We start from the raw sequence: 26,698 nt of genomic DNA, 5'->3' as shown, positions 1-26,698 counted from the left end.
CCTCACCGCCTTCCGTGCGGGCGGCTCAGGGCGCCGCCACCGTCTGCTTCTGCCAGGACCGCTGGAAGGCGAACCGGGCCGCCTCCACCTCGTGCCGCTGGTCGGCGTGCAGCACGCCGAGGGCGTACGCCGTCGCCGGGGCGATCCGCGGAGTACGGGCCGCCTGCGCCGCGGCAGCGGCCGCCTCCGAGGCGTCCCGGTGCCGGTCGAGGGCTTGGCCCGCGGCGAGCAGGCGTACGTTCACCGGCCCGTCCTGGCCCTGGAGCACCTCGCGGGCGTAGCGGTGCAGGCGCAGCAGCAGGCGGACCTGGTGCCAGGGGGCGTCCTGGGGGTGCGGGGCCGGGTCGGTGGACAGGCCGTGCACCAGGGCCTCGGCGTTGTAGGGGCTGCCCGCGGTGACCAGCGGCAGCGCGGCGACCGCGTCCGTGAGCCGCTCCTCGGCGGCCGCCGCCAGCGCGCGCAGGTCGGTGTCGGCGGCGGCCTGGGTGAGCGGCACCTCGCTGGCGAGTAAGGCGACCTTGTCGGCGACCGCGTGGAAGCGGCTGCTGCCCAGGGCCTGCAGGGCGGTGGAGTGGGCCCGGGTGCGGGCGAGGGTGAGCTGCCGGTCGAGCAGGGCGCTCGCCTTCGCCGCGCCCACGGTGAGGCTGCCGCGCTCGGGGGCGGGCGGGGCCCCGCCGGGGGTGCCCGGCTGGACCGGCAGGCCCGCCGAGCCCGACAACCGGTGCAGTGCGGCCAGCAGCCGCTCCAGGCGGGCGGAGAAGGCGTGCTCCAGCGCCAGGGTGCCGGACAGCCAGGCGAGTTCGGGGCGCATGCCCTCCGACCAGTCGGCGTCCAGCAGGGGCCGGTAGGTGTGCAGGCTGCCGCTGATCCGGCGGGCCGAGCGGCGCAGGGCGCGCGCCGCCTGGGCGGACTCCGGCGAGCCGCTGTCCGCCACACCCGGACGGCCTCGGGCGGGGGCGCCCCCGCCCGCGCCGGACTCCCGGAGCCGGCGCAGCGCGCGCAGGAACTCCGTGGCCTGGCACCGGAGATAGCCCGCGAGGGCCTCCCCGGTCACCGGGCGGGCCAGGGGGTCCGTCGGTTCAAGGTGTTGCTGTGCCACGCCGGCGCCTCCGGGCGTCTATGAGCATCTCCTGGATGTTCCGCAGGGGCTGGCCCTCCGCGTCCACCGCGTGCCGGGTCCACTCGCCGTCCGCGCCCAGGTGCCAGGAGGCCGTCGCGCTGGACATGCCGGTCTCCAGCAACCGGTTGAGGGAGGCCCGGTGGCTGGGGTCGACGACCCGGACGAGCGCCTCGATACGGCGGTCGAGGTTGCGGTGCATCATGTCGGCGCTGCCGATCCACACCTCGGGCTCGCCGCCGTTGCCGAAGGCGAAGACCCGCGAGTGCTCCAGGAAGCGGCCGAGGACCGAGCGGACCCGGATGTTCTCCGACAGGCCCGCGACCCCGGGGCGCAGCGCGCAGATGCCGCGCACCCACACGTCGACCGGCACGCCCGCCTGGGACGCGCGGTAGCAGGCGTCGATGACGGCCTCGTCGACCATCGAGTTGACCTTGATGCGGACGTACGCGGGGCGCCCGGCCCTGTGGTGCTGGATCTCCTTGTTGATGCGGGAGACCAGGCCGTCGCGCAGCGACTTCGGCGCGACGAGCAGGCGTCGGTAGGTCTCGCGGCGGGAGTAGCCGGACAGCCGGTTGAAGAGGTCCGAGAGGTCGGCGCCGACCTGCGGGTCGGCCGTCAGCAGGCCGAGGTCCTCGTACAGGCGGGCCGTCTTGGGGTGGTAGTTGCCGGTGCCGACGTGGCTGTAGCGGCGCAGGGTGTCGCCCTCCTGGCGGACCACCAGCGACAGCTTGCAGTGGGTCTTCAGGCCGACCAGGCCGTAGACCACGTGGCAGCCGGCCTCCTCCAGCTTGCGCGCCCACTTGATGTTGGCGTGCTCGTCGAAGCGGGCCTTGATCTCGACCAGGACCAGGACCTGCTTGCCGGCCTCGGCGGCGTCGATGAGCGCGTTGACTATCGGGGAGTCGCCGGAGGTGCGGTACAGGGTCTGCTTGATCGCGAGGACGTCCGGGTCCTCGGCGGCCTGCTCCAGGAAGGCCTGCACGGAGGTGGAGAACGAGTCGTACGGGTGGTGCAGCAGGACGTCCCTGCTGCGCAGCGCGGCGAAGATGTCCGGCGGGGAGGCCGACTCGACCTCGGCGAGGTCGCGGTGGGTGCCGGCGACGAACTTGGGGTACTTCAGCTCGGGCCGGTCCAGGCCGTGGATGCGGAACAGGCCGGTCAGGTCGAGCGGGCCGGGCAGCGGGTAGACCTCCGCCTCGGTGATCTTCAGCTCGCGCACCAGCAGGTCGAGGACCTCGCGGTCGATGGACTCCTCGACCTCCAGGCGCACCGGCGGGCCGAAGCGGCGCCGCATGAGCTCCTTCTCCAGGGCCTGGAGGAGGTTCTCGGCGTCGTCCTCCTCGACCTCCAGGTCCTCGTTGCGGGTGATGCGGAAGGCGTGGTGCTCCAGCACCTCCATGCCCGGGAACAGCTCTTCCAGGTGCGCGGCGATGACGTCCTCGATGGGGACGTAGCGGCCGGGGCTGGACTCCAGGAAGCGCGACAGCAGCGGCGGCACCTTCACGCGGGCGAAGTGCCGGTGGCCGCTGACGGGGTTGCGCACGACGACGGCCAGGTTCAGGGAGAGGCCGGAGATGTAGGGGAAGGGGTGCGCGGGGTCCACCGCCAGGGGCGTGAGGACCGGGAAGATCTGGTGCCGGAACAGGGTGAAGAGCCGGGCCTGCTCCTTCTCGGTCAGCTCGCTCCAGCGGACCAGGTGGATGCCCTCCTCCGCGAGACCGGGGGCGACGTCCTCGTGGAAGCAGGCGGCGTGCCGGGCCATCAGCTCGCGCGAGCGGGCCCAGATCATCTCCAGCACCTGGCCGGGCTGCAGCCCGGAGGCCGAGCGGGTGGCGACCCCGGTGGCGATACGGCGCTTCAGGCCGGCGACCCGGACCATGAAGAACTCGTCCAGGTTGCTCGCGAAGATCGCCAGGAAGTTCGCCCGCTCCAGCAGCGGCGTGTTCGGGTCCTCGGCGAGTTCCAGCACGCGTTCGTTGAACGCGAGCCAGCTGCGCTCCCGGTCCAGGAAGCGGCCCTGCGGGAGCTTGGCCCCGTCCCCCTGGCTCTCCGGGCTCTCCTCGTACGCGTCGAGGTCCGCGTCGAGATCGGGTTCGAGATCGGAGACGACGGCCGCCACGGTGTGCGGGCGGTGGGCGGCTATGGAGCCCACGGAGGGCTGCGCGTGCTGGACCTCGGCCTGGGTGTTCTGCTGGCTCATGGACCCATTCTTCCGCGCGAGCAGCGAGACAGGCGCGTCGGAAGTCGCGGGCGGGAGCGTGAAGGCGGCCCACTCGGGAGGCGGCGAAGGCTCTGGCACGGCGGGGTTCATTGGCCGAGCGTCGCAAGCCTGTTTGAACCGGTGGTTACGGAGACATGGCGTGCGGGATAGCGGGGGGAGGCTCACGAGATGCGACAGCGGGCCCCTCTATGGAACAACTGTTCGATAGCAGCCTTGGGGGGCGCGGGGAACTGCGCGAGCAGCCGCCCACGGCCGGGGGCGCGGGACGGGCCGGGGCGGCTGCTCGGTGGGCGAGGGCGTCCTCGCACGGGGGCGCGGGGACTGCGCGAGCAGCCGCCCACGGCCCGGGGACTCGGACCGGCCGGACCGGCTCAGGTCTCCGTGCGGTACATCAGGTCGGCCTCGTGGGTCGTGAACCCCAGCCCCTCGTACACGGCCACCGCCGCCTTGTTGTCGGCGTCGACGTAGAGCATGGCGGTCGGCAGGGTTTGGGCGGCGAGGTGGTTCAGGCCGATCGTGGTGAGGGCCTTGCCGAGGCCCCCGCCCTGGGCGTCGGGCGAGACGCCGACGACGTAGACCTCGCCGAGCTGCTCCTCGGCGTGCACCTTCGTCCAGTGGAAGCCGACCAGCCGGTCCCCCCGGAAGGCGAGGAAGAAACCGGCCGGGTCGAACCAGGGCTCGGCCTTGCGGTCGTCGAGGTCGCGCTGGGTGAGGGAGCCCTGCTCGGGGTGGTGTGCGAAGGCGGCCGCGTTGACGGCGAGCCAGGCGGCGTCGTCCTGGCCGGGGATAAACGTACGTACCGTCACATCCTCGGGCAGAACGGGCTCGGGGAGTTCGAGGCCGGCCAACGGGCGGCGCATCTGACGCAGTTCGCGGAAGAGGGTCAGCCCCAGCACCTGGGCCAGATGCCGGGCGGCCGGATGCCCGCCGTGCGCCCACACCCGCAGCCGCTTGCCGGTCGCGGCGAGCAGGGCCGAGCCCAGCGCGCGGCCGTGGCCGTGGCCCCGGTGCGCCGGGTGGACGACCAGCTCGGCGGCCGGTGCCTCGACGGGGTCGGTGTCCTCCAGCTGGGCGTAGCCGACGAGTTGGCCGTCGAGGGTGAGCAGCAGATGGGACACGCCCTCGCGTGCCCCGCCGCGCAGCTGGAGCCTGCCCTGTTCGGACACCGCCTGCTGGCCGTCGCCTCGGGCCGCCTCGGCGAGCAGGTCGAGCACCGCGTCGGTCTGCTCCGCGTCGAGCGCGGCGTAGGTCTCGATGGCGCGTGATTGGCCGGGCCGTGCGAAGTCGTCGCTGGTCATGCCTACGAGGGTAAACGGCGGCACCGCCGGAGTCCGGGCAAAGGGAGACCCAGATGTGACCTGAAACCCCTGTCGCGCTACGCGCGTTGACTCTAGGCTGCGCCCGGACCGAGCCACACCTCTTCATGCACCACAGGGGGGCGCATGCCTGCCATATCCCAGCCGCACCACCGCCGACGCCGTACGCACCGGCTGCTCGCGGCCGCCGCCGGACTCGCCACGGTCGGCGCGCTCGCCGCCGCGCTGCCCGGTACGGCGAGCGCCGACGAGGGCGACCGCACGGGCAAGCACCCGGGCCGCTACCAGGAAGTGCAGCTGCTGTCGTTCAACGACTTCCACGGCAACCTGGAGCCCCCCACGAGTTCTTCGGCGCGGCTCACGGAGATTCAGCCGGACGGCAGCGTCAAGACCATCGAGGGCGTCGGCGGCGTGGAGTACCTGGCCGGCTCGCTGCGCAAGGCCCGCGAGGGCCACCCGTACTCGATCACGGCGGCCGCGGGCGACCTGATCGGCGCCAGCCCCCTGATGTCCGCGCTCTTCCACGACGAGCCCACGATCGAGGCGATGAACGCCCTCGACCTGGACGTCACGGGCGTCGGCAACCACGAGTTCGACGAGGGCGCCGCCGAGCTCAAGCGGATGCAGGACGGCGGCTGCCATCCGAAGGACGGCTGCTACGAGGAGGGGCGGACCTTCGAGGGCGCGCAGTTCCCGTACCTGGCCGCGAACGTCGTCGACGAGAAGACCGGGAAGCCGATGCTCGACCCCACCTACGTGTGGGAGAAGAACGGCGTGAAGGTCGGCTTCATCGGCGTGACCCTGGAGGGCACCCCGAACATCGTCACCGCCGACGGTGTCAAGGGCCTGAAGTTCCTCGACGAGACCGCGACGATCAACAAGTACGCGCGTGAACTGCAGAAGCGCGGCGTGAAGTCGATCGTCGCCCTGATCCACGAGGGCGGCGCCCCGGCGTCCGACGCGTACAACTACGACTGCGACGCCGGCGGCGCGGGCTCCGGCATCTCCGGCCCGATCGTCGACATCGCCAAGGGCGTCACGGCCAAGGTCGACGCGCTGGTCACCGGCCACACCCACGCCGCGTACGCGTGCACCATCCCGGACCCGGAGGGCAACCCGCGCACGGTGACCTCCGCCGCGTCCTTCGGCCGTCTCTACACGGACACCACGCTGACCTACGACCGGCGCAGCGGCGACATCGTGCGCACGTCGGTGCAGTCCGCGAACCACGTCGTCGTCCGGCAGAACCCGGCCTCCGACATGACCGACCTGATCGCCCACTACAAGGCGATGTCCGCACCGGTCGAGAACCGGCCCATCGGCTGGATCGCCTCCGAGCTGGCCCAGCCCAAGACGCCGGACGACTCCACGCTCGGCAACGTGATCGCGGACGCGCAGCTCGCCTACGCCAAGTCCGTGGACCCGAGCGCCGACCTGGCGCTGATGAACTCGGGCGGGGTGCGGGCCAACCTCACGTACGTGTCCTCCCCGGCGGGTGAGGGCGACGGCGTGGTGACGTACGGCGAGGCCTTCCGGGTGCAGCCGTTCGCCAACACGGTGAACATGGTCGACCTCACCGGCGCCCAGCTGCTCACCGTGCTGCAGCAGCAGGTCTCCGGCGCCAACGCGGCTGCCCCGAAGATCCTGCAGCCGTCGGGTCTGACGTACACGCTGGACCTGACGAAGACCGGCGCGGACCGGATCGTCGCCGACTCCGTCCGGGTCGCGGGTGCCCCGCTGGACCCGGCCGCGGTCTACCGGGTCGCCGCCAACTCCTTCCTCGCCGGCGGCGGGGACGGCTTCACGGAGCTGGCCAAGGGTGCGAACCCGTTCGTCGGCCAGGACGACCTGAGGGCCTTCGAGTCCTACCTGTCCGCCAACTCCTCGGCGGCCGCCCCGCTGCCGACGCCCGCGACGGACCGGGTGAACGTCATCAAGTGACCGACCGCGCGAAGGGGCCCGGGGACGCCGTCCTCGGGCCCCTTCGCCGTGCCGCATGTCAGGATGCCGAAGGCGTCCAGCCCGCCAGCCAGTCCTGGACCTCCTGGTCCGCCGCCTGGGTGTCCGTCAGCTGGGGGCGGTCGGCGGAGGCGGGGCCGGAGCCGGGGCCCGTGTTCCGGTACTCGGCGAAGCGGTCGTCCTTCCAGGAGAAGCCGCTCATGTCGGTCCAGGGTGCCGTCCTGACGGCGGCGCTCAGGGTCGTGTTGCGGACCGTGGTCTGCGGGTCGAGGGTGGCGTCGCCGCCGGCGTGCCAGGGGCGGCCGAGGTAGAAGCTGCGGTCCGAGACCGCGCCGGTGACCGTCGAGTTGGCGATCAGCAGGCCCTTGCGGCCGGCGGCCGTGCTGGGGGCGGTGACATAGCCGGCCGAGGTGCCGTCCCAGCGCTTCTTCAGGGTGATGACGGACCTGTCCACGACCGCCGTGGCCCGGCCGAAGATGAAGTCGACGTTGCCGACGACGTAGGAGTTCGTCATGTAGACCCGGCCCAGCCGGTCCTTCGACGCCGTGTCCAGGAGCAGGGTGTCCTGATCGCCCTCGACGATGACGCCGTCGAGGAAGACCTTGTCGGAGGCGGTCCGCAGGGCCACCGCCTGGTGGCCGGAGAGGGACTGGTTGGCCTTCTCGTCGAAGTCGTTGGCGATCGTCAGGTTGCGGGCCTGGAAGTCGTCCGCCTCCACGGCGACCGTGGCGCTGCCGCCCGTGCCGTAGGTGCCGCCGCCGGGCTTCGGCGTGCCGGACGCGTTGTTGTAGACGATCACCGTGTCCTTGCGGCTCGCTCCCGTGCCCTGGACGGTGATGTGCGGCTTGCCGGAGGGGACCTTCACCGTCTCGCGGTACGTGCCCGGCCCGACGGCGATCACGACCCGGGCGGGGTTGTTCGCCGGTACGGCGTCCACCGCCGCCTGGACGGTCGTGTACTGGCCGGTGCCGTCCTTGGCGACCGTGAGGGTGGTGGCCGCCGGTGCCGCAGCCGTCGTGCCCAGTGAAGTCCTCGGGCCGGCACCCGACTTGACCAGGGACGGGACCTTGTCGGCGGCGTCGAGCGTGTAGCCGTAGTACTGCCTCGGGTCGAACGCCGTGCCACCGCCGCTCTCGTTGCGGCCGCTGGTGCCGGAGAAGACGCTGCCGCGCTGGACGAGGACGGCGGTGCCGTCCCGGATCACCGGGTTGGTGAAGCCCCGGAAGTAGGAGTTCTCCAGCACCATCCTCGTCTTCCCCCGGGCGTAGTTGCCGTACGACGACCTGACCGCCGTGTTCGGCTCGTCCTCCAGGAAGTTGTTGTAGAGATGCGCGTGGGCGGCGTTGTCCGTGGACGGGTTGCGCTGTTCGGTCTCGCGGATCCAGTTGTGGTGGATCGTGATGTCGGTGACGACGTTCTCGGTCCAGCCGATCCCGAACGCCTTGTTGTCGTCGCTGAGGCGGTTCCAGGAGACCGTGACGTACGTGCTGTCCTTGCGGACGTCGATCAGACCGTCGGCCATGTGGCGCAGGTCGTTGTGGTCGATCCAGACGTGGTGCGCCCCGTCCATCTGGATCGCGTCGAAGTCGTGCTCCTTGTCGTTCCAGACGCCCTGGTAGGCGTCCCTGATCGTCAGGTTCCTGATGATCACGTTGTGGACGCCCTGGCCGAGGAAGAAGCCGCCGCCGACGATGTGACCGGAGGTGCCGGAGCCGATGATCGTCTTGTCCGAGGCGACCTTGATCTCCTTGCCGGCCGGGTTCATCGTGATCGTCCCCGCCACGACGACGACGTACGGCTCGGGGGCCGTCGCGTACTTCTCCAGGTCGGCGAGGGTCCTGACGGTGACGGTCCGGCCGTCGCGGCCGCCGTACGTTCCGTTCTGGCCCAGCGCGTCGACGGAGGCGAAACCGTCCGCCGTCGCGGTCGCCCAGGCGGGGGCGGTGGCCGCGGAGGCGCTCTCGGCGGCCCCGAGTCCGAACACCGACCCGTAGGCCAGCACCCCGGCGGCTGCCACGGCCGGCGGGACCCCGGTCATCAGGGCCGTCCTGCGCCTGCGGTGACGGGACGTGGACCTGCGGCGGCTCTCACTCATGTGGGGATTTCCGTTCCGTGGGGAGGAAGGGTCGGTGAGTGGTTGCCGCCGGGGGCGGGCGGGTTGCCGCGTCCGTCCGAACGAAAGGGCGGGGTCGTGCGTCGGGGTGGTGTGAAGAGACTTGTGGGGAGAGGAAGCGCCCTCGCGGTGGTGCTGCTCGCGGGGGTGCTGCTCGCGGGGTGCACGGTGAGCGGCGGCGACGGCGAGGCCGCGGGCTCCTGCGCCTATGTCGCGCTGTACGACGGCCGCCGGTACTCCGGCTACGAAGCCGGTGACGTCCAGGTCGGCGAGCGGCTCGGTACGGCGGTGCTGCCGGCCTGCGACGACACGGGCGGCCGGCCCGACGACCCCGGCACACCCGGGCGACGCGTGCCCGCCTTCGCCGTCGAGGGCGTCGACCCTGCCGTGGCCATCACCACGGGCACCGGCTCGCCGGACGTCGTCCTGGTGGCGGAAGGGGCGGGGCAGACGCTGCCGCCCGAGGTGCGGGAGGTGGTGCGCATCGGGGAGTGACCGTCGCCGGGCGGTTCCCGGGCGCCCCTACGGGGTCGTCGAAGGCGGCGGTGTGGCCGCCCCCGGCAGCCGGACCGTCACCAGGGTGCCGCCGCCCTCGGCCGGGGTCAGGGCCACCTCGCCGCCGGACCGGTGGACCGTGCGGGCGACGATCGACAGGCCGAGGCCGGAACCGGGGAGGGAGCGGGCGGAGGGGGAGCGCCAGAAGCGGTCGAAGACATGGGGGAGTTCGTCGGCGGGGATGCCCGGGCCGTGGTCGCGGACCCGGAGGACGCCCTCGTGCAGGGTCACTTCCACGGTGCTCGCCTCGGGGCTGAACTTCACCGCGTTGTCCAGGATGTTGACCACCGCCCGCTCCAGGGCGGCCGGTTCCGCGCGGACGTACCAGGGCTCCAGGTCCGCCGTGATCGTCAGCTCCGGGCCGCGCAGGCGGGCCCGGCGCAGGGCCGAGCCGACCGTGTCCTCCAGGGAGACGACTTGGACGCGTTCGCCTCGCTGCCCTTCGGACCTGGACAGCTCCTGCAGGTCACCGATCAGCGCCGCCAGTTCTGTCACCTGGGCCTTCACCGAGGCCAGCAGCGCCTTGCGGTCGGCCTCCGGGATCGGGCGGCCCGTCTCCTCGCTGCGGGTGAGGAGTTCGATGTTGGTGCGCAGGGAGGTGAGGGGGGTGCGCAGCTCATGGCCGGCGTCGGCGATCAGCTGCTGCTGGAGGTCCCGGGAGCTGGCCAGGGACGTCGTCATGGAGTTGAAGGAGCGCGAGAGGCGGGCCACCTCGTCGTCGTCGCCCTCCTCCACCGGGATGCGGATGGTCAGGTCCTCCGTGCGGGCCACGTGCTCCACGGCCTCCGTCAGCCTGTCGACCGGGCGCAGTCCGGCCCGCGCCACCGCGAGGCCCGCCGCTCCGGCGCCGACCACGCCGATGCCGGAGACCAGGAGGAGGAGCAGCGCGAGTTCGTCGAGGGTCTTCTCGGTGTCCTCCAGCGGCAGGGCGACCAGGACGGCGACGCCGTCGATGGGCGGCAGGGGGACCGTGAGCGTACGCACGGAGTTGCCCTCGGTGTCCTTGGCGGTGCCGAAGCGCGGCTCGGTGCGGGTGCCTGCGGCGACCTCGACATCCCCGGGGGAGATCTTCACCGAGCCGGTGGAGTCGTCGAAGACGCAGTACTGGCCGTCGGCGGTGACCAGTTCGATGTAGGTGCGGCTGCGCGGCCCGTACGGCAGCCCGTCGTCCGCCGACTGCGTGCAGCCGGCCAGGGTGTTCCGGATCCGGAGGCTGTCGAGCTGCACGTTGCTGTGGCGCAGGTTGTCGTCGATCTCCGCGTACAGCTTCTTCTGCACGATGAACCAGCACGTCACCGAGACCGCCGCCACGGCGAACGCCACCGCCGACGCCGCCAGCAGGGCGAGCCGGGAGCGCAGGGGGAGCCTCATCAGCTTCCTCACTCGGTGCCGCCCTGCCGCAGTACGTAGCCGACGCCCCGCACGGTGTGGACCAGGCGCGGCTCGCCGCCCGCCTCGGTCTTGCGGCGCAGGTACATGACGTACACGTCCAGGGAGTTCGACGACGGCTCGAAGTCGAAGCCCCAGACCGCCTTGAGGATCTGCTCGCGGGTGAGGACCTGGCGGGGGTGGGCCATGAACATCTCCAGGAGCGTGAACTCCGTGCGGGTCAGTTCCACCGGCCGCCCGCCACGTGTGACCTCGCGGGTCGCGAGGTCCATGCGCAGGTCGGCGAAGGTGAGGGCCTCGTCCTCCGCGGCCGTCCCGGAGGCGGAGGCGTAGGAGCTGCGGCGCAGCAGGGCGCGGATGCGGGCGAAGAGCTCGTCGAGTTCGAAGGGCTTGACCAGGTAGTCGTCGGCGCCCGCGTCGAGGCCCGTCACGCGGTCGCCGACCGTGTCGCGGGCGGTGAGCATGAGGATCGGGGTGGTGTCGCCGGCCCCGCGGATGCGGCGGGCCGCCGTCAGGCCGTCCATGCGGGGCATCTGGATGTCCAGGACGATCAGGTCGGGCTGGTAGGCCCGTGCCTTGTCCAGCGCGTCCAGGCCGTCCACGGCGACCTCCGTGCCGTACCCCTCGAAGGCGAGGCTGCGCTGGAGGGCCTCGCGCACCGCCGGTTCGTCGTCGACGACGAGGATGCGCTGGGGGGCACGGTCACGGTCGCCTTCGGCGCTGGTCATGGGTGTCGGGTTCCTCGTGTGCGTGGGGACGGGGGTGCTGCTCTCGCTGCGCTCGTTCTCAGCGTCGCACGTCCGGTGCCGAACGGCGGCCGGCTCACTCCGTCGAGCCCGCGCGCAGCTTGGCGAGGTCGGCCTTCAGCGTGTTGACCGGGATGGCGAAGCCCAGGCCCACGCTGCCCGCCTCGGACGAGGAGGAGCCCGAAGCGGAGGAGTACATCGCCGAGTTGATGCCGACGACGTTGCCGTTCATGTCGATGAGCGCGCCGCCGGAGTTGCCCGGGTTGAGGGAGGCGTCGGTCTGGATCGCCTTGTACGTCGTCGTCGAGGAGCCGGTGTCGCCGTTGAACTCACGGCCGCCGAACTCGAACGGCCAGCCCTGGTCGGGCTGCTGCTGTCGTCCCTCGTCGGTGGGGACGGTCACGTCGCGGTCGAGGGCGGAGACGATGCCGCTGGTCACCGTGCCGGTGAGGCCCTCGGGGGAGCCGATCGCGACGACCTGGTCGCCGACCTCGACCCCGTCGGAGTCGCCGAGGGTGGCCGCCTTCAGGCCGGACGCGCCGGACAGCTTGATCAGGGCGAGGTCCTTGGCGCTGTCGGTGCCGACGACCTCGGCGCCGTACTCCTTGCCGTCGCTGGTGCGGACCTTGATCTGCGAGGCGCCGGAGATCACGTGGTTGTTGGTGACGATCTCGCCGTCGGCGGTGATGATCACACCGGAGCCGGTGGAGGAGCCGGCGTTCCCGGTCGCGCTGATCTCCACGATGCTCGGGCCGACCGCCTTGGCGACCCCGGCGACCGTGCCCCTCTGGCTGGCCGGCACCACGTCGGTGCCGGTGGAGGACGCGGCCACGGTGGGGGAGCCCTCGGTCAGCTCCTGGATGCCGTACGCGGTGCCGCCGCCGACGGCCGCCGCGACGATCGCCACGGCGGCGAGCAGGGCCACGGGCCCGCGCTTCCTGCCGCGCCGCCGGGCCACGGGCTCCGTGAGGAGCGCGGTGGGCTCGTACGGCCCGTACGGCTGGGCCGGCTGGTACGCCGGCGGGGGCGGCCACTCGGGGTTCACGTTGCTCTCGGTCATGTCCATGAGCTTCACGCCCGACCATGAGAGCTTCCTGAGGGCCGCCTGAGAAGCCCGGCAGAACCTCGTACGCCCGACATAAAGGGCGGGGGCGAAAAGGCCGGGGGAAGCCCTCAGGCGCAGCCGCAGGACTGGCGCAGGACGAGCCGCGACGGGAACACCTTCAGCCGCTCGCGGCGCGAGCCCGCCACCCGCAGCCCGTCGTCGAGGACGAGGTCGACGGCCGCGCGGGCCATCGCCGAGCGGTCGGAGGCGACGGTGGTGAGCGGCGGGTCGGCCAGATCCGCTTCCTTGATGTCGTCGAAGCCGGCCACGGCCAGCTCCCCGGGGACGTCGATCCGCAGTTCGCGCGCCGCGCGCAGCAGGCCTATCGCCTGGTCGTCGGTGGAGCAGAAGATCGCGGGCGGGCGCCTGGGGCCGGAGAGGATCTCCAGCCCGACCCGGTAGGCGTCGTAGCGGTTGTACGGCGCTTCGAAGAGGCGGCCCTCGGTGGACAGGCCCGCCTCGGACATCGCGCGCTTCCAGCCCTCGACGTGGTCGGAGACCGGGTCGCCGACGGCCGGGGTCTCCGCGGTGCCGCCCATGCAGGCGACGTACGGGTGGCCGTGCTCCAGCAGGTGGCGTACGGCCAGCTGGGCGCCGCCGAGGTCGTCCGTGACGACGGCGACGTCGTCGATGGACTCGGGCCGCTCGTGCAGCAGCACCACACGGGCGTCCCAGGCCTCGATCTCGGCGGCCGCCATGTCGTTCAGCGCGTGGGAGACGAGGATCAGGCCGGAGACCCGCATCCCGAGGAAGGCGCGCAGGTAGTGCACCTCGCGCTCGCCCACGTAGTCGGTGTTGCCGACCAGCACCATCTTTCCGCGCTCGGAGGCGGCCTGCTCGACCGCGTGCGCCATCTCGCCGAAGAAGGGCTGACGGGCGTCGGGGATGATCAGGCCTATGAGGTCGGTGCGCCGCGAGGCCATCGCCTGGGCCACCCGGTCGGGCCGGTAGCCCAGCTCCTTGATGGCGGCGAGGACACGCTCGCGCGTGGCCGGGGCGACCGGCCGGGGTCCGTTGTTGATGACGTAGCTGACGACGGCGGTGGAGGTACCCGCCAGTCGTGCCACGTCATCCCGAGTCACCTTGGCCACGCGCGGAGTCTACGCGGATGGACCGCCCCTGGGCAGGGCGTAAAGGGGGCCGGCTGGGGGCCGTGCGGGCGCCCGGGGAGCCCCGTCCGTATGTCCGTCACGCGTCGGCCGTGACCTCTGCGGTGGCCTTCGCGGCCGGGTTGTCCGCATCCTCCGGCTTTGGCCGGGCGGCCTTGGCCTTGGCCTCGTCGGCGGCACGCTCGACTTTTTCGGGCGTAACGAATCGATAACCGACGTTCCGGACGGTTCCGATGAGTGCCTCGTGCTCGGGCCCGAGCTTGGCCCGCAGCCGCCGTACGTGCACGTCGACCGTCCGGGTGCCGCCGAAGTAGTCGTAGCCCCAGACCTCCTGCAGCAGCTGGGCGCGGGTGAAGACCCGGCCCGGGTGCTGGGCGAGGTACTTCAGCAGCTCGAACTCCTTGAAGGTCAGGTCCAGGACCCGGCCCTTGAGTTTGGCGGAGTAGGTGGCCTCGTCCACGGACAGGTCGCCGTTGCGGATCTCCATGGGGGAGTCGTCGTTGACGATCTGCTGGCGGCCCATGGCGAGCCGGAGGCGGGCCTCCACCTCGGCGGGGCCCGCGGTGTCGAGGAGGACGTCGTCGATGCCCCAGTCGGCCGTGACGGCGGCGAGGCCGCCCTCGGTGACGACCAGCAGGAGCGGACAGCCGGGTCCGGTGGAGCGCAGGAGCTGGCACAGGCTGCGCACCTGCGGCAGGTCACGCCGGCCGTCGATCAGGATCACATCGGCACCGGGGGTGTCGACGAGTGCGGGCCCCTCGGCCGGGGCGACCCGCACGTTGTGCAGGAGCAGGCCGAGCGCGGGCAGCACCTCCGTCGACGGCTGGAGGGCGTTGGTCAGGAGCAGCAGAGAACTCATACGTCTGGTTCCTCCTCGGTCCCTGCGAGGACGTGTGCGGTACGGAACTGCTCTGCGATCCCGGTGCCCCATACACGAGCGTTCGCCTGAGGTTTCCCGCTTCGTATACAACGCTTCCGAAAGCACAAAAGGACCCGGGGGCTACGCTGCCCGAGTCCTCTGCCCAGCAGAATAGCCGACATGAGCGACGGTCCGGCAGGTGATGTGGCACGTTCCACCGTTCGTCCGCATTCCGAGACGAGCGGGAGGGGACCCTTGCGGACGTATCTGCGCACGTCCGACGGGGTGGCGATCGATTCCGTATACGATCCGCCGTCCGTTGTATACGACTCCTCGGCTTCACCCCCCGTCGACCTGGTGTTCGTCGTCGCCCACGGCTTCACCGGGGATGTGGACAAGCCCCACATACGCCGTATCGCCGCCGCGTTCCGGCGGTACGGGGCCGTCCTGACCTTCTCCTTCCGCGGTCACGGCCGCTCCGGCGGGACCTCCACGGTCGGCGACCGGGAGGTCCTCGACCTGGAGGCGGCGGTCGCCCACGCCCGGGGGCTCGGGCACACGCGGGTGGTCACGGTCGGCTTCTCGATGGGCGGCTCGGTGGTGCTGCGGCACGCGGCGCTGTACGGCGCCCCGGACGCCGTCGTCTCCGTCAGCGCGCCCGCCCGCTGGTACTACCGGGGCACCGCCCCCATGCGGCGCCTGCACTGGCTGGTCACCCGGCCGTCGGGCCGGCTGGTGGGCCGCTACGGGTTCCGCACCCGCATTCACCACCGGGAGTGGGACCCGGTCCCGCTGTCGCCGGTGGAGGCGGTCCCGCGGATCGCGCCCGCGCCGCTCCTCGTCGTCCACGGCGACCGCGACGGCTACTTCCCCCTCGACCACCCGCGCATGCTGGCCGCGGCCGCGGGCGAGCACGGCGAACTGTGGCTCGAGCCGGGCATGGGGCACGCCGAGCACGCCGCCGCCGACGCCCTGCTGGCGAGGATCGGGGACTGGGCGGTGTCCCGGGCGGGCTAGCCTGGGCCTGTTCACTGCCGAACCGACTGTTCACCGCCGAACCGACTTGAGGACGAGATGGCAAAGGTCACGGTCCGCTACTGGGCCGCCGCCAAGGCCGCGGCCGGTGTCGCCGAGGAGCCGCACGAGGCCGCGACGCTCGCCGAGGCGCTCGACGCGGTGCGCGAGCGCCACCCGGGTGAGCTCACGCGCGTGCTGCTGCGGTGCTCGTTCCTCGTCGACGGCGACCCCGTCGGGACGCGCGCGCACGACGCGGTACGGCTGGCCGAGGGCGGCACGGTCGAGGTGCTCCCGCCGTTCGCAGGAGGGTGACCGGAGCGATGACCAACCAGCCGTACCAGGACTACCCGGGGCCGTACGGCGCCCACGGGCAGCAGCAGCCGTACCAGCAGTCGTACGAGGACCCGCAGTACACGCAGCAGTGGCAGGGGCAGACCTGGGAGACGCAGGCGCAGGAGCCCGTCGCCCCGGGCGCCGCCGAGACGGCGTACCTGCCCCAGCAGCAGGAGCCCTGGGCCGAGCCGGCCGCGGTGCACGCCGCTCACGGCTCCTACGACGCCCGGCACGAGGCCGGGTCCGCCGCCGAGCCCGGCCCCGGACCCGCCGCCGACGCCGGCTACGGGCCCGCCACCCTCGCCGGGAACCCGCGGATCACCGATGCCCAGCGGGCCCGGCTCGAAGGGCGCTCGCCGATCATCGAGCCCGGGATGCAGCCCGCGCTGCTCACGGCGGCGCTGGGTCTGCTGCTGTCGGGGGCCGCGGCCCTCGGCTCGTACGCGCTGCTGGTGCCGCTCGTCGTGCTGCAGGGCGTCACCGCCGCGGGCTGGTTCCGGCTGAACGGCATGTGGCCGGCCCGGCAGGGCATCGCGCTGGCCTTCGCCGGGGCGCTGACCGCTGACGCGGCACTGCTGGTGGTGGGGCGGGACAACGCCCCCGCGGCCATCCTGGGCACGCTCGGCGTCTGGGTGCTGCTCGTCCTGGTCCTCCAGCTGCGCTCGCACGCCGACCCGGACGAGCGGATGTACGGCCTCATGGCCACGGTCGTCTCGGCCGCCCTGGCCATCCTCGCGACCGGCTTCCTCGCCGCCGAGCCCGACGCGGTCACGGTCGGCGCGGCCGCGGTCGCGGTGGCCGTACTGGCCCGCGCCCTGCCCCTGCCGACGGCCGCCTCGGTCGTCGTGGCGCTGCTCGCGGCGGCCGGCGCCGGGATCGCGGTCGGCGGTATGACCGGGGCCGGCCCCGCGGGCGCCGTCCTGGGCGCGGGCGCGGCGGTGTGCGCGCTGATCGGCCACCGGGTCGCGAGCTACGACTACCCGTCGAGGTTCGTCCACTTCACGGCGGGAGTCGCCCTTCCGCTGGCGGCGGCGGCACCGGTGGTCTGGGTGCTGGGCCGGGGCCTGTAGCCGGGGCGGCGTTCCGTCACAGCTGATCGACAATCCGGCGGTCCCCGCCCCGCACCGGGTTACCGTGACACCCGACCGGACGGACGCCGAGGGTGGGGAACATGCGAGCGCTGCGGATACTGGGGATCGTCATAGTCGTGCTCGGTGCTCTCTTCGTCGTCGCCGACCGCCTCGCGGTGAACTTCGCCGAGGACGAGGCCGCGGACAAGCTCCGCACCAGCGAGGGCCTGGCCGAGACCCCGGACGTGTCGATCAAGGGTTTCCCGTTCCTGACCCAGGTGGCCGGCGGTGAGCTGGACGACGTCGAGGTCGGGATCACGGACTACGAGGCGGCCACCGGCGACGGCGCGGAGAAGATCCGCATCGACGACCTGAGGGCGAGCATGAAGGGCGTCCGCTTCGAGGGCGACTACAGCTCCGCCACCGCGTCGACCGCGACCGGTGTGGCGACGATCTCCTACGAGGAGCTGCTGCGGACCGCCAAGTCCGAGCCCACGCAGGTCGCTCCCGGCGTCACCGCGCAGGTCGTCGGCCTCTCCGACGGCGGCAACGGCAAGATCAAGGTCGCGGTCGAGGCGACGGTCCTCGGTGCGAAGCTGCCCCGGCCGGTCGACGTGCTGAGCACCGTCACCGTCGAGGGCGACACCGTCCGTGTGAAGGCCGACGCGCTGCCCGAGATGGGCGGCGTCTCCATCGCCGAGGACCGGGTCCGCGAGATCACCGACTTCGACCAGGTGATAGAGCAGCTCCCCGGCGGCATCCGGCTGGACAAGGTGGAGGCCGCCGAGGACGGCGTGGAGATCTCCGTGAAGGGTTCGAACGTCCGCCTGGCCGGGTAGGGCGGCGCTGTAGGTGCCGGACGGCCCTGCGGGTGCAGCGGTGCCGCGGTGCCGCGGTGCCGGGGGGCCGGCAGTGGCGCCGGTGGCGCCGGTGGTGCCGGGGTGCCGCTCTGATCGGGCGGCTGTCCGAAGGGCGAGACGGGGCCGTCCGCAGCGCAGATGCCGGTGGCCGAGCAGGGGGCCGGGGGCCGCGCGGGAGGGGCTGTCGGCCGTAACCGGTCCCGGAATGCGGACGATCGTGTCTCAGTATGCGACACGCCGGTGACACGCCCCGCTGTCCGTCCCTACGATCGACGGCATGAAGCGACAGGCGGATCTCACGAAGCGGCGGGCAGTAGACCTGTGCCGCGTCGCCGCCATGCTCTGTCGCACCTTCTGAGCGGCCCGGCACCGCAGCCGGCCGACCGCCTTCCCCAGCCGCCCTGCCCTGGGCATCCGTGTGCGCCGCCGCACGCCCGGCCGCGCACCCGCACCCTTCCCGCACACCCCCGCCGTAACTGCCCCGGAGGAGAAGAAGCATGAGCCGCAGCGACGTCCTGGTCGACGCCGACTGGCTGCAGGAGCACCTGGACGACCCGACGATCGCCATCGTCGAGGTCGACGAGGACACCTCCGCCTACGAGAAGAACCACATCAAGAACGCCATCCGGATCGACTGGACCAAGGACCTCCAGGACCCGGTCCGCCGTGACTTCGTCGACCAGGAGGGCTTCGAGAAGCTCCTGTCGGAGAAGGGCATCGCCAACGACCACACGGTGATCCTCTACGGCGGCAACAACAACTGGTTCGCCTCGTACGCCTACTGGTACTTCAAGCTCTACGGCCACGAGAACGTCAAGCTGCTCGACGGCGGCCGCAAGAAGTGGGAGCTGGACGCCCGCGAGCTGGTCGCCGGCGACGAGGTCCCCGAGCGCGCGAAGACCGAGTACAAGGCCAAGCCGCAGGACACCTCCATCCGCGCCTTCCGCGACGACGTGGTGGCGGCGATCGGCTCGCAGAACCTCGTCGACGTCCGCTCGCCCGACGAGTTCTCCGGCAAGCTGCTCGCCCCGGCCCACCTGCCGCAGGAGCAGTCGCAGCGTCCGGGCCACGTCCCGAGCGCCCGCAACATCCCGTGGTCGAAGAACGCCAACGACGACGGCACCTTCAAGTCGGACGAGGAGCTCAAGGAGCTCTACGCCGAGGAGCAGGTGGACCTCGCCAAGGACACGATCGCCTACTGCCGCATCGGTGAGCGCTCGGCTTTGACCTGGTTCGTGCTGCACGAGCTGCTGGGCGTGGAGAACGTCAAGAACTACGACGGCTCCTGGACCGAGTACGGCTCCCTCGTCGGCGTGCCGATCGAGCTCGGCGCCAACAAGTAAGACCTCCCCGACCTTTACCCCTCAAGGAGTTCAACATGTGCGGAGCGAAGGCCGGCGGCCCCGACGCCTCGACGATCAAGCCCGGTGAGACCACCATCCAGGGCCAGGTGACCCGCGACGGCGAGCCGGTGCAGGGCTACGTGCGCCTGCTCGACTCGACCGGCGAGTTCACCGCGGAGGTCCCCACCTCCGCCACGGGCCAGTTCCGTTTCTACGCCGCCGAGGGCACCTGGACCGTTCGCGCCCTCGTTCCCGGTGGCACCGCCGACCGCACGGTCGTCGCCCAGCAGGGCGGCCTCGCGGAGGTCGCGATCGCCGTCTGACGGCCTGAGCACCGTAGGACCGCATCTCTCGGGTTGGACGCCTGAGGTGCGGTCCTACGGCGTTCTACGCTGGAGACATGTACGCACGGCGACGGCACGTCTACTTCGCCATGATGGGCACCTGCCTGGTGCTGTTCGTCCTGGCGTGGGCCCTCGTACGGCTGTGGTCGACGGAGGCCGCGGTCGGGATGTGCGTGGTCGCCATGGTCATCCCGCCGGTCGCCGCGATGGTCGCGAACCGGCGAGGGCCGGACGACCGCTGGTGGGACGACCCGTCCGGCGATCCGAAGTCCGACGAGTGGTGGGACGAGCTGGACGGGAAGAAACGGCCGCGGTAGGAGGCGTCTCAGTAGACGAGCGCCTGCGTGTCCTCCGCCAGCGCCTCCTGCACGAACACCTGCGCCCCGGCGATCCGCACGCCCTCGATGACGTCCTTCTCGGTGATCTCCCGGCGGGCCGCGCACTGCGTGCACAGCGTGATCCTCCCGCCCGCCAGCAGCGAGTCGATCAGATCCGGCAGCGGCGCGGCGTGCGGCAGCTCGAACTCGGCCGCCCGGCCCGGCAGCGCGAACCACGCCGACTCCCCGGTCAGCCACAGCGACACGTCCACGCCGCTCGCCACGGCCACCGCCGCGACGGTGAACGCCTGCGAGCACCGCTCGGGAGCGTCGGCCCCGGCCGTCACCTTGATCACCAGCTTCTTCGCCATGCGGGCAGCGTAGCCGCTACAGCAGAAGGCGCAGGCCGGCCGCCACGAGCAGGCTCCCGACGCTGACGGCGGTCAGCAGGACGGTCCACAGGACGTCCTCCCTGCGGCTCGGCTCCGCCGGGGGCGGGGGCAGCAGCGGGGGCGGCACGGCGTACCTCGGGCTCGCCTCCTGGATGATCCGGCGCCGGGTCATGCGTGCGCCTGCCGCTGGTGCTGGCGCAGCAGCACGTTCGCGTCCGTCTCCGCACTGCGGTCGTACGCCGCCTGCGCGGCCTCCCGCAGTCCCGCCAGCTCCGCGCAGAGGGAGCAGCCGGGCACGGGCCGGGGCGGCAGCAGTTCACGGGTGCGGCTGTTCGCGGCCCGGACCCCGGCACCGATCCGCTCCCGGTCGGTCGCGGGCCGCAGCGCAGCGGGGTCCGCCTGCCACTCGCGGCCTCCGCCGATCGGCCGCAGCAGGGCGTAGGGCCCCGAGCGGTCCTGGTACTCGCCGACCTTGTCGGTGGCGGGGTCGTAGAGAAGGGTTCCGGGTTCCATGCGGTATCTCTCCTTTTGCCCAACATCTGTACGTAATGCGACAGTTGCACTACTCTGCGTGTTCCGAGCATGTCGCAGCGTGGGGGCGGACCGCGAGGGGAACGGGCGCAAACGCAACAAGGGGCGCTCCAAATGCAACAAACGCAACAGCCGGGAGGGACACATGCCGCCGAGGCGGGCGATCACGGGCAGGAGTCAGGAGCCGAGGCTGCGGTTCGCCGAGGAGCTGAGGCTCCTGCGGGCCAAAAAGGGGATGACCTTACGAGACCTGGCGGACGCCGTCGGCTGGGACGCCTCCACCCTCAGCCGGCTGGAGAACGGGCACACGCTGGGCGGCCCTGAGATCGCGGAGGCGCTGGACCAGTTCTACGAGACGCCGGGACTGCTGCTGACCCTGTGGGAACTGGCGATGGCCGACCCGACGCAGTTCAAGGAGCAGTACCGGCGGTACATGGTGCTGGAGGCGGAGGCGATGGCCCTGTCGCAGTACTCCGTGATCCTGCCGCCTGGTCTGCTTCAGACGCCCGGGTTCGTGCGGGAGGCGCTCGCGGCGGGTGGTCTTCAGGGCCGCGAACTCGAGCAGCAGGTCGATGCCCGCCTCGGGCGGCGGATACTCCTGGAATCGGACGACGCGCCGCCGTTCCGCGTGGTCCTCTCCGAGGCGGTGCTGCACAATTCCCTGCGCAATCCAGGCGACTGGCGTGAGCAGCTGGAGCACCTGGTGCGGATGTCTGAGCGCCCGAACGTCACCCTTCAGGTGCTGCCGCTGGGCACCGGGCTGCACGGCTTGGTGAACAGTGACGTGATGTTCCTGCGGCTGCTGGACGGCCGGACGGTGGCCTATGCAGAGAACGACGTATGGGGTGAACTGGTCGAGGAAACAGGGCGGGTTGAGCGCCTGCTCCGTGCCTATGATGCGGTGCGCGACCTTGCGCTGAGCGCTGCCGAGTCGCGGGCGTTCATTCTTCGGAAGCTGGAGGAAGTGCCGTGCGAGCCATCGACCTGAGCAACGTGACGTGGCGCAAGAGCAGCTACAGCAACACGGACGGCGGCAACTGCGTCGAAGTCTCCGACAGCCTCCCCTCCCTCGTCCCCGTCCGTGACAGCAAGGACACCACCCGCAGCCCCCTGCTCTTCGGCGCGGGCGCGTGGTCGGCCTTCGTGGGCGGTGTGCGGAAGGGCGACCTGGCCGGCTGAGCGGTGGTGCGCGGCGGGCCTACCTCACAGAGAAGGCCGGGGGCCGGCGGCGTAAGCTGGGGGCCGGCCGTGCATTCGTAACCCTCCGCTCACCAAGGAGCGCCCCGTGATCCTCTTCTTCGAGCTGCTGCTGGTCGCCGTGGCCGTCGCCGTCATCGCCTTCGCCGGGCTGACCGTGAAGAAGCTGTACCAGGGCCAGCGCTGAACCACGTCTAGGAACTTCCGCTGATGATCGAGATCCCGTCCGACCTCCACAAGAGCCTCGTCCCGCTGGCCTTCCTGCTCGGCAAGTGGGCCGGTGCCGGCGTGCACGACTTCCCCGGCTCCGAGAAGTGCAACTTCGGCCAGGAGGTCTCCTTCACGCACGACGGACGTGACTTCCTGGAGTACCGGTCGCACACATGGGTGCTGGACCAGGACGGCAACAAGGTCCGCCCCCTGGAGTCGGAGTCCGGCTTCTGGCGTATCGACGACAAGCGCCAGGTCGAGGTCACGATGACCCGCGACGACGGTGTCATCGAGATCTGGTACGGCGAGATGGCCGACAAGAAGCCGCAGATCGACCTGGTCACGGACGCCGTCGCGCGCACCGCGGCCTCCCGGCCGTACAGCGGTGGCAAGCGGCTCTACGGCTACGTCCAGAGCGATCTGATGTGGGTCGGCGAGAAGCAGACCCCCGAGGTCGAGCTGCGCCCCTACATGTCGGCCCAGCTGAAGAAGGTCGTCACGCCCGAGGAGGTCGAGCGCTGGGCGAAGGCCCTGCCGCAGGACCTGCCGGACGACGGGATCGCCTTCTTCAAGTAGGCCGGCCGCCGTCTTCCGGCGGGCCTCGAGCCGCGTGGTCCTAGACTCGTGGGTGTGGTGAGCACCGACTGGAAGAGTGATCTGCGGCAGCGCGGCTACCGGCTGACCCCGCAGCGGCAGCTTGTGCTCGAAGCCGTGGACACCCTGGAGCACGCGACCCCCGACGACATCCTCGCGGAAGTGAGGAAGACGGCGTCGGGGGTCAACATTTCCACGGTGTACCGGACCCTGGAGCTGCTGGAGGAGCTGGGGCTGGTCAGTCACGCGCACCTGGGGCACGGGGCGCCGACGTACCACCTGGCCGACCGGCACCACCACATCCACCTGGTGTGCCGGGACTGCTCCAACGTCATCGAGGCCGATCTGTCGGTGGCCGCCGGCTTCACGGCCAAGCTGCGCGAGGAGTTCGGCTTCGACACCGATCTGAAGCACTTCGCGATCTTCGGCCGCTGCAAGGACTGCACCGGGAAGGCTTCAACTACCGAGTCGTAGTCTTGAGGCTATGAAGAGCCCCCTGCTGTCCCTGCCCGGCGCCGTTCCCGCCGAGGGCGTGGACGAAGGCGTCGCCGCCCACTACGGCGACCTGTTCCGCGAGCAGCGCGCCCTCGCCGACGGCGCCGGTTTCGTGGACCTCTCCCACCGCGGTGTCGTCACCGTCTCCGGCGAGGACCGGCTGAGCTGGCTGCATCTGCTGCTCACCCAGCACGTCAGCGAGCTGCCGGCCGGCGAGGCGACGGAGGCGCTGATCCTTTCGGCGCACGGCCACATCGAGCACGCCCTGTACCTGGTCGACGACGGTGCGACGGTCTGGGCGCATGTCGAGCCCGGCAGCCAGGAGTCGCTGATCGCGTACCTGGAGTCGATGAAGTTCTTCTACCGCGTGGAGGTCGCAGACCGCACCGCGGACTTCGCGGTCGTGCACCTGCCGGCCGGGTCCATCGCGCCGGTGCCCGAGGGGGTCGTCGTCCGTGAGACGGCGTACGGCCGTGATCTCTTCCTCCCGCGCGCGGACCTGGAGTCGTACGCCGAGACGGCCGGGCCCGCCGCCGGGATCCTGGCGTACGAGGCCCTGCGGGTCGAGCAGCACCGTCCGCGGCTCGGCTTCGAGACCGACCACCGCACCATCCCGCACGAGCTGGGCTGGATCGGCACGGCCGTGCACCTCCAGAAGGGCTGCTACCGCGGCCAGGAGACCGTCGCCCGCGTCCAGAACCTGGGCAAGCCCCCGCGCCGCCTGGTCTTCCTGCACCTCGACGGCAGCGAGGTCCACCTCCCGGCGCCCGGCACGGAGATCCGTCTCGCCGACGACGGCCCCGACGGCCGCAAGCTCGGCTTCGTGACGACCTCCGTACGCCACCACGAGCTCGGCCCGATCGCCCTGGCCCTGGTCAAGCGCAACGTTCCCGTGGACGCCCGCCTGGTGGCCGGCGACACGGCGGCGGCCCAGGAGGCCGTGGTCGAGCCCTGAGGGGTCAGATCTCCAGCAGCACGGTGAACGGGCCGTCGTTCGTCAGGGACACGCGCATCTTCGCGCCGAAGCGGCCCGTCGCCACCGTGGCGCCCAGGGCGCGGAGTTGGGCGACGACCTCCTCGACGAGGGGTTCGGCGACGTCACCGGGCGCGGCGGCGTTCCAGGTGGGGCGGCGGCCCTTGCGGGCGTCGCCGTACAGGGTGAACTGGCTGACGACGAGCAGCGGGGCGTCGATGTCGCTGCACGAGCTCTCGTCGGAGAGCATGCGGATCGACCAGAGTTTGCGGGCCAGCTGGGCCGCCTTCTCCTTGGTGTCCTCGTGGGTCACCCCCACCAGGACGCACAGACCCTCGCCGGTGATCTCCCCGACCGTCTCGCCGTCCACGACGACACTCGCGCCGTCCACCCTCTGTACCACTGCTCGCATGCGGACCATCATGCCGTGGCGTCCGGACGTGCCGTGCGGTCGTTTTCCTTTCGCTCCTTAAGAGCCCATCTGGGGCCGTTCGGGGGCACTCGGTCACATTGCGGCGGGTTGGGGTGGCACGATGCTTCCCACACGCCGGTCGAGGGGACGGTAGAGGCACATGAGCACACCGAGCACCGGGCAGCTGGGCATGACCACCCAGCGCACGCCCGTGCAGCGCACGGACGGTTCCGCAGGAGCCGCCGGCGGCGCGCTGGGCGCCGAGCCCGCCGCGCCCGATCTGAACCTGCTGAGCCTGCCCGAGCTGCGGGCGCTGCGTCGCGACGCGCAGCGCGACGAGGCCGACCTCAGCTATGTGCGCAGGCTGCTGCAGGGACGGATCGACATCCTGCGCGCGGAGCTGGCCCGGCGGAGGCCGGCGGCCGTGCCCGCGCAGCCGGGTGAGGCGTCCGTGGTCGACCGGCTGCCGGAGATCCTCACCGACGCGCCGGCCCGGCACCGTTCCTCGGCCCGGCACGTTACGCTGGGCACGCCGCACGGGGAGGAGTACCGGCGGCTCGCCACCGAGATGCTGGGCGAGGTCGAGCTGTCCGACCTCGCCGCGCGCACGGATCCGGAACTGAACGCCGCGATGGGCCGGCTCGTACGGTACGAGCAGCAGGTGTCCCGGCGGCGGGCCGGGCTGCAGCACACCACCGACGCGTGCAGCGCGGAGATCGCCCGCCGGTACCGGGAGGGACTGGCCCAGGTGGACGACCTGCTGATGTGAGCACCGCCCGTGTTTCCGCAGGTGGAAATACGGGCGACAGCGTCCCGGACCGCACCTACCGTGGGCCCATGACTGGCCACACCGACATCGCCGTACGCCCCGTCGACGCGTCCGAGATCGCCGACTGGAGCCGTGCCCTGAACACCGGTTTCCTGCGCGCGCCCGAGAGCTCCGAGGAGGAGGTCGCCGACCGGGCGTCGTACATCGACCCGGCCCGCACGCTGGGCGCCTTCGAGGACGGCCGTTGCGTGGCCACCTTCCGGTCCTTCGCGCAGGAGGTGACGGCGGTGGGCGGTGCGGTCGTGGCCGCGGACGCCATCTCCAACGTGACCGTGTCGCCGACCCACCGGCGGCGGGGTCTGCTCAGCCGCATGATGGCCCATGACCTGGCGGCGGCGAAGGAGCGCGGGGACGTGCTGGCGACGCTGATCGCCGCCGAGTACCCGATCTACGGCCGCTTCGGCTTCGGCCCGGCCACCTGGGCCGCCGAGTGGACGGTCGACGTGCGGCGCACCGGGCTCGACCCGCGCTGGTCGGGGCCGGACGACGGGGGCCGGGTGGACCTCGTGGACCCGGCGGACGTGCGCAAGCTGGGGCCGGAGCTGCACGAGCGGGTGCGGCGGGCGCAGCCGGGCGCGATCGACCGGGGCGAGCGGTGGTGGCAGGTGGCGACCGGTGCGCTGCGGCTCGGCCGCAGTCCGTGGAACGAGCCGTTCTTCGCCGTGTACCGGTCGGCGCGGGGCGAGGTCGAGGGCATGGTGTCGTACCGCTCGGACGACAACTGGCAGGCGAAGCAGCCGGAGAACACGGCGAGCGTGAACTGGCTGGTGGCGGCCGGCCCCGCCGCCGAGCGGGCGCTGTGGCACTACCTCTGCTCGATCGACTGGATCACCCAGGTCAAGTCCGGCTGGCGGGCCCCCGACGACCTGCTGCCGCTGCTGCTGCCCGACCCGCGGGCGGCCCGGATCACCACGCAGGCCGACTGGCTGTGGGTGCGGGTGCTGGACGTCGTACGGGCGCTTCAGGCGCGTACCTACGGCGGTGAGGGCACGCTCGTGCTGGAGGTGGCGGACCCGGACGGGCTCACCGCGGGGCGTTATCTGCTGGAGGCGTCCGCCGAGGGGGCGTCCTGCGCGCCGACCGGCCGGGACGCCGATCTGGTGCTGGGCGCCGGTGAGCTGGGCGCGCTGTGGCTGGGCGACGAGTCGGCGGTGCGGCTGGCCGCGCTGGGGCGGGTACGGGAACAGCGAGCGGGCGCCGCCCGGCTGGCCGACGCCCTGCTGCGCACGTCCCGGCGGCCTTGGTGCCCGGACGTGTTCTGACCGGTGCCTCCTGTTCTGCGCGACCCC

The 26,698-nt window shown here is 71.9% G+C and carries 30 protein-coding genes; 17 read left to right on the top strand and 13 right to left on the bottom strand.

All coding sequences use genetic code 11. The annotated features are described in order from the left end of the window. Window positions 1–25: 25 nt before the first annotated feature. From ACIGXJ_RS22265 to mshD, 3 genes are all read right to left on the bottom strand, one after another. Window positions 26–1,099: a CHAD domain-containing protein gene (locus tag ACIGXJ_RS22265; protein WP_399648017.1), complete on the bottom strand. Its 1,074-nt coding sequence runs from the start codon at window positions 1,097–1,099 to the stop codon at window positions 26–28. Continuing rightward, window positions 1,080–3,431, bottom strand: coding sequence for an RNA degradosome polyphosphate kinase (locus ACIGXJ_RS22260; protein WP_399648014.1), 2,352 nt, complete (start codon window positions 3,429–3,431; stop codon window positions 1,080–1,082). The genes ACIGXJ_RS22265 and ACIGXJ_RS22260 overlap by 20 nt, the downstream gene beginning before the upstream one ends. Before the next feature lie 281 nt (window positions 3,432–3,712). Next, window positions 3,713–4,639 carry a mycothiol synthase gene (mshD, locus tag ACIGXJ_RS22255; RefSeq protein WP_399648012.1) on the bottom strand — a complete coding sequence of 309 codons (927 nt, stop codon included), beginning with the start codon at window positions 4,637–4,639 and terminating at the stop codon, window positions 3,713–3,715. Window positions 4,640–4,783: 144 nt separating this feature from the next. Between mshD and ACIGXJ_RS22250 the strand changes: the two genes are divergently transcribed. After that, window positions 4,784–6,598 (top strand): bifunctional metallophosphatase/5'-nucleotidase, encoded by a 1,815-nt coding sequence (locus ACIGXJ_RS22250; RefSeq protein WP_399648009.1) that lies wholly within the window; start codon window positions 4,784–4,786, stop codon window positions 6,596–6,598. Window positions 6,599–6,656: 58 nt separating this feature from the next. On the opposite strand, the gene ACIGXJ_RS22245 is transcribed toward ACIGXJ_RS22250, so the two are convergent. Then, window positions 6,657–8,711, bottom strand: a complete 2,055-nt coding sequence (locus ACIGXJ_RS22245; RefSeq protein ID WP_399648006.1) for a pectinesterase family protein — start codon at window positions 8,709–8,711, stop codon at window positions 6,657–6,659. A 123-nt stretch (window positions 8,712–8,834) separates the two neighbouring features. On the opposite strand from ACIGXJ_RS22245, the gene ACIGXJ_RS22240 reads away from it, so the two are divergent. Further along, a complete protein-coding gene (locus ACIGXJ_RS22240; protein WP_399648003.1) occupies window positions 8,835–9,224 on the top strand; it encodes a DUF6281 family protein in 390 nt (129 codons plus the stop codon). Window positions 9,225–9,251: 27 nt separating this feature from the next. Here the strand turns inward: ACIGXJ_RS22240 and ACIGXJ_RS22235 are convergent, their stop codons facing one another. The 5 genes from ACIGXJ_RS22235 to ACIGXJ_RS22215 all read right to left on the bottom strand — a co-directional run bounded on the left by ACIGXJ_RS22235 (window position 9,252) and on the right by ACIGXJ_RS22215 (window position 14,492). Continuing rightward, the gene (locus ACIGXJ_RS22235) at window positions 9,252–10,655 is read right to left on the bottom strand and encodes an ATP-binding protein (protein WP_399648001.1); all 1,404 of its coding nucleotides are present in this window, start codon (window positions 10,653–10,655) and stop codon (window positions 9,252–9,254) included. An 8-nt stretch (window positions 10,656–10,663) separates the two neighbouring features. Further along, the gene (locus tag ACIGXJ_RS22230) at window positions 10,664–11,401 is read right to left on the bottom strand and encodes a response regulator transcription factor (RefSeq protein WP_399647999.1); all 738 of its coding nucleotides are present in this window, start codon (window positions 11,399–11,401) and stop codon (window positions 10,664–10,666) included. A gap of 94 nt (window positions 11,402–11,495) precedes the next feature. Then, window positions 11,496–12,485: a S1C family serine protease gene (locus tag ACIGXJ_RS22225; protein ID WP_399648117.1), complete on the bottom strand. Its 990-nt coding sequence runs from the start codon at window positions 12,483–12,485 to the stop codon at window positions 11,496–11,498. 107 nt (window positions 12,486–12,592) lie between these two features. Continuing rightward, complete coding sequence (locus ACIGXJ_RS22220) at window positions 12,593–13,615, bottom strand: LacI family DNA-binding transcriptional regulator (RefSeq protein ID WP_399647996.1); 1,023 nt, start codon at window positions 13,613–13,615, stop codon at window positions 12,593–12,595. A gap of 97 nt (window positions 13,616–13,712) precedes the next feature. After that, window positions 13,713–14,492, bottom strand: a complete 780-nt coding sequence (locus ACIGXJ_RS22215; RefSeq protein ID WP_399647993.1) for a winged-helix domain-containing protein — start codon at window positions 14,490–14,492, stop codon at window positions 13,713–13,715. 180 nt (window positions 14,493–14,672) lie between these two features. Here ACIGXJ_RS22215 and ACIGXJ_RS22210 point away from each other — a divergent pair, with 180 nt between their 5' ends. From ACIGXJ_RS22210 to ACIGXJ_RS22175, 8 genes are all read left to right on the top strand, one after another. Further along, window positions 14,673–15,509 (top strand): alpha/beta hydrolase, encoded by an 837-nt coding sequence (locus ACIGXJ_RS22210; RefSeq protein WP_399647991.1) that lies wholly within the window; start codon window positions 14,673–14,675, stop codon window positions 15,507–15,509. A 57-nt stretch (window positions 15,510–15,566) separates the two neighbouring features. Then, window positions 15,567–15,821 carry a MoaD/ThiS family protein gene (locus ACIGXJ_RS22205; protein ID WP_399647988.1) on the top strand — a complete coding sequence of 85 codons (255 nt, stop codon included), beginning with the start codon at window positions 15,567–15,569 and terminating at the stop codon, window positions 15,819–15,821. 8 nt (window positions 15,822–15,829) lie between these two features. Further along, complete coding sequence (locus ACIGXJ_RS22200) at window positions 15,830–16,912, top strand: hypothetical protein (RefSeq protein WP_399647985.1); 1,083 nt, start codon at window positions 15,830–15,832, stop codon at window positions 16,910–16,912. Window positions 16,913–17,013: 101 nt separating this feature from the next. Then, complete coding sequence (locus ACIGXJ_RS22195; protein ID WP_399647983.1) at window positions 17,014–17,751, top strand: DUF2993 domain-containing protein; 738 nt, start codon at window positions 17,014–17,016, stop codon at window positions 17,749–17,751. Window positions 17,752–18,049: 298 nt separating this feature from the next. Further along, on the top strand, window positions 18,050–18,130 hold the full coding sequence (locus ACIGXJ_RS22190; RefSeq protein ID WP_350310325.1) for a putative leader peptide: 81 nt from the start codon (window positions 18,050–18,052) through the stop codon (window positions 18,128–18,130). A gap of 139 nt (window positions 18,131–18,269) precedes the next feature. After that, window positions 18,270–19,115, top strand: coding sequence for a sulfurtransferase (locus ACIGXJ_RS22185; RefSeq protein WP_399647980.1), 846 nt, complete (start codon window positions 18,270–18,272; stop codon window positions 19,113–19,115). Window positions 19,116–19,150: 35 nt separating this feature from the next. Continuing rightward, window positions 19,151–19,438 (top strand): DUF1416 domain-containing protein, encoded by a 288-nt coding sequence (locus ACIGXJ_RS22180; RefSeq protein WP_110628959.1) that lies wholly within the window; start codon window positions 19,151–19,153, stop codon window positions 19,436–19,438. Between the two features lie 77 nt (window positions 19,439–19,515). Then, window positions 19,516–19,776 (top strand): DUF3099 domain-containing protein, encoded by a 261-nt coding sequence (locus ACIGXJ_RS22175; RefSeq protein WP_399647976.1) that lies wholly within the window; start codon window positions 19,516–19,518, stop codon window positions 19,774–19,776. A gap of 8 nt (window positions 19,777–19,784) precedes the next feature. Here ACIGXJ_RS22175 and ACIGXJ_RS22170 read toward each other — a convergent pair whose 3' ends face one another. From ACIGXJ_RS22170 to ACIGXJ_RS22160, 3 genes are read right to left on the bottom strand one after another with little or no spacing between them, the layout of a single operon-like run. Beyond that, entirely contained in the window at window positions 19,785–20,147 is a 363-nt protein-coding gene (locus ACIGXJ_RS22170) for a DsrE family protein (RefSeq protein WP_399647974.1), read from the bottom strand. 16 nt (window positions 20,148–20,163) lie between these two features. Further along, window positions 20,164–20,340: a hypothetical protein gene (locus ACIGXJ_RS22165; RefSeq protein ID WP_399647971.1), complete on the bottom strand. Its 177-nt coding sequence runs from the start codon at window positions 20,338–20,340 to the stop codon at window positions 20,164–20,166. Then, window positions 20,337–20,681: a hypothetical protein gene (locus ACIGXJ_RS22160; RefSeq protein ID WP_399647969.1), complete on the bottom strand. Its 345-nt coding sequence runs from the start codon at window positions 20,679–20,681 to the stop codon at window positions 20,337–20,339. Before ACIGXJ_RS22160 ends, ACIGXJ_RS22165 begins: the two co-directional genes overlap by 4 nt. Before the next feature lie 163 nt (window positions 20,682–20,844). Between ACIGXJ_RS22160 and ACIGXJ_RS22155 the strand changes: the two genes are divergently transcribed. The 5 genes from ACIGXJ_RS22155 (at window position 20,845) to ACIGXJ_RS22135 (ending at window position 24,150) form a co-directional block, all read left to right on the top strand. Beyond that, window positions 20,845–21,687, top strand: a complete 843-nt coding sequence (locus ACIGXJ_RS22155) for a helix-turn-helix domain-containing protein (protein ID WP_399648115.1) — start codon at window positions 20,845–20,847, stop codon at window positions 21,685–21,687. Continuing rightward, window positions 21,669–21,878, top strand: coding sequence for a DUF397 domain-containing protein (locus ACIGXJ_RS22150; RefSeq protein ID WP_399647967.1), 210 nt, complete (start codon window positions 21,669–21,671; stop codon window positions 21,876–21,878). The genes ACIGXJ_RS22155 and ACIGXJ_RS22150 overlap by 19 nt, the downstream gene beginning before the upstream one ends. Window positions 21,879–22,106: 228 nt before the next feature. Next, on the top strand, window positions 22,107–22,682 hold the full coding sequence (locus ACIGXJ_RS22145; protein ID WP_399647964.1) for an FABP family protein: 576 nt from the start codon (window positions 22,107–22,109) through the stop codon (window positions 22,680–22,682). Between the two features lie 54 nt (window positions 22,683–22,736). Beyond that, a complete protein-coding gene (locus ACIGXJ_RS22140; RefSeq protein ID WP_399647962.1) occupies window positions 22,737–23,174 on the top strand; it encodes a Fur family transcriptional regulator in 438 nt (145 codons plus the stop codon). A gap of 10 nt (window positions 23,175–23,184) precedes the next feature. Beyond that, window positions 23,185–24,150, top strand: a complete 966-nt coding sequence (locus ACIGXJ_RS22135; protein WP_399647959.1) for a YgfZ/GcvT domain-containing protein — start codon at window positions 23,185–23,187, stop codon at window positions 24,148–24,150. Window positions 24,151–24,154: 4 nt separating this feature from the next. Here the strand turns inward: ACIGXJ_RS22135 and dtd are convergent, their stop codons facing one another. Beyond that, window positions 24,155–24,580, bottom strand: coding sequence for a D-aminoacyl-tRNA deacylase (dtd, locus tag ACIGXJ_RS22130; protein ID WP_399647956.1), 426 nt, complete (start codon window positions 24,578–24,580; stop codon window positions 24,155–24,157). Window positions 24,581–24,740: 160 nt separating this feature from the next. Here dtd and ACIGXJ_RS22125 point away from each other — a divergent pair, with 160 nt between their 5' ends. Both ACIGXJ_RS22125 and ACIGXJ_RS22120 read left to right on the top strand, forming a co-directional pair. After that, complete coding sequence (locus ACIGXJ_RS22125; RefSeq protein ID WP_399647954.1) at window positions 24,741–25,349, top strand: aerial mycelium formation protein; 609 nt, start codon at window positions 24,741–24,743, stop codon at window positions 25,347–25,349. 68 nt (window positions 25,350–25,417) lie between these two features. After that, window positions 25,418–26,671, top strand: coding sequence for a GNAT family N-acetyltransferase (locus tag ACIGXJ_RS22120; RefSeq protein ID WP_399647952.1), 1,254 nt, complete (start codon window positions 25,418–25,420; stop codon window positions 26,669–26,671). Window positions 26,672–26,698: the final 27 nt, after the last annotated feature.

Source organism: Streptomyces sp. NPDC053367 (genome assembly GCF_044545925.1).
Classification (GTDB): Bacteria; Actinomycetota; Actinomycetes; order Streptomycetales; family Streptomycetaceae; genus Streptomyces.
This window is presented reverse-complemented; position numbering and strand designations above follow the sequence as displayed.